At 50.7% G+C, this 1671-nt stretch carries 1 protein-coding gene and 1 pseudogene; both read left to right on the plus strand.

The window, feature by feature from the left end:
- A partial coding sequence (gene ccsA / locus Q0338_RS00610; protein ID WP_298085075.1) for a cytochrome c biogenesis protein CcsA occupies positions 1-1345 on the plus strand: 1345 nt, incomplete at its 5' end.
- Between the two features lie 11 nt (positions 1346-1356).
- Positions 1357-1671, plus strand: a pseudogene (locus Q0338_RS00615) (HcpA family protein); the annotation flags it as partial.

Consider the following 1671-nt stretch of genomic DNA (forward strand, 5'->3'; position numbering starts at 1 on the left):
GAGCTTTAGGGACGCTTTTGACTCAAACGGCGAGTATAAGCTAGCCGCGCAGGTCGAAGCCGCGAACGAAAAACCGCTCTCCAAACGAGGCACGCTCGATAACGACCTCATCAAATTTGACGAGCGGCTAAACATCGCGTATCTCACGTTTAAGGGCACGTTTTTTAAATTTATCCCGGCAGCAAACGATCCGCAGCATGCGTGGCTCTCGCCAAACGACGCCTTTAACGACGAGCGAGTCGCTCTAGACGCAAAAAACATGCTAAACGACTATCTCATGGGTCTGCAAGAGGGCATCACGAATAACGACTGGAGCAAGGCGGACTCCGCGCTAGCCGCGCTAAGAAACTATCAGCGAACGGCTTCGGCAGAAATTTTACCTAGCGTTAGCAGGGTCGATGCCGAGGTATTTTACAACCGAGCTTCGGTGTTTAAAAAACTGGTTTATTTCTACTGGATTTTGGGCTTTGCTGCGCTTTTACTAGGGCTTGCTTCGGTGTTTTTATCAAGGCGAATTTTACCGCTTGAGCGAGCGATTTTAGCGGCGTTCGCGCTAGGCTTTGCGGTGCATACGGCGGCTTTAGCTCTGCGCTGGTACGTCTCTGGGCACGCGCCTTGGAGCGATAGCTACGAATCGATGATCTATATCGGCTGGTCGGGAGCGCTAGCGGGGATGATATTTTTTAGGCGTTCGCTGCTTGCGCTTGCGGCGGCGGCGCTGCTAGCGGGCATCGTGATGCTGGTGGCTCACATGAGCTTCGTAAACCCGCAGATAACAAATTTGGTTCCGGTGCTAAAGTCTTATTGGCTCAGTATCCACGTCTCGGTTATCACGGCCAGCTATGGATTTTTAGGCCTTGGTTGCGTGCTAGGTCTTATCGCGCTAGGGCTTATGGCGTTTAAAAACAAAGCAAACGAGGCGAGACTAAACGAGCAGATCAGATACATCGCGGCGATAAATGAAGCAAGCCTCATCATCGGTCTTTGCTTGCTAACGCTTGGAAATTTCTTCGGCGGGATCTGGGCGAACGAGAGTTGGGGGCGCTACTGGGGCTGGGATAGCAAGGAGACGTGGTCGTACGTCTCGATCCTAGTTTACGCGATCGCGCTGCATCTGCGCTTTATACCGAAGCTAAATTCGCTCTACGTATTTTTGATCGCATCGGTGTTTTCTTACGCTTCGATCGCGATGACTTATTTTGGCGTAAATTTTTACCTAACGGGCATGCACTCTTACGCTAGCGGAGATTTGCCGCCGGTGCACATTAGCGTCTATATCGCGCTTGGCTGCATGCTTTTGATAACCGCGCTAGCCTTTAGAGGGCGCGACGTAAAAACGATTTAAAAGGAGAAAAAATGTATAAAAAACTACTAGCGGCAGCGATTTTATGCGCTAGCGCAAACGCGGGCTTTATCCAGGAGGGCATGCAAGCCCAGCAAAGCGGCGACCATAAAAAGCTGATAGAAATCTACGAAAAAGCCTGCCACGAGGAAAACAAGGCTTCTGGCTGCTACAACCTTGCCGTGGTGTATTTTGAAGGCACGGGCGGAGTGGAGAAAAATTACGAAAAGGCGATAAATTTATACCAAAAGGCTTGCAACGCCAAATTTGCGCTTGCTTGCAACAACCTAGGCTACATCTACGAAAGCGGCAACGGCGCAACTCAGGAC

This window comes from uncultured Campylobacter sp. (genome assembly GCF_938018145.1).
Lineage (GTDB): Bacteria > Campylobacterota > Campylobacteria > Campylobacterales > Campylobacteraceae > Campylobacter_A.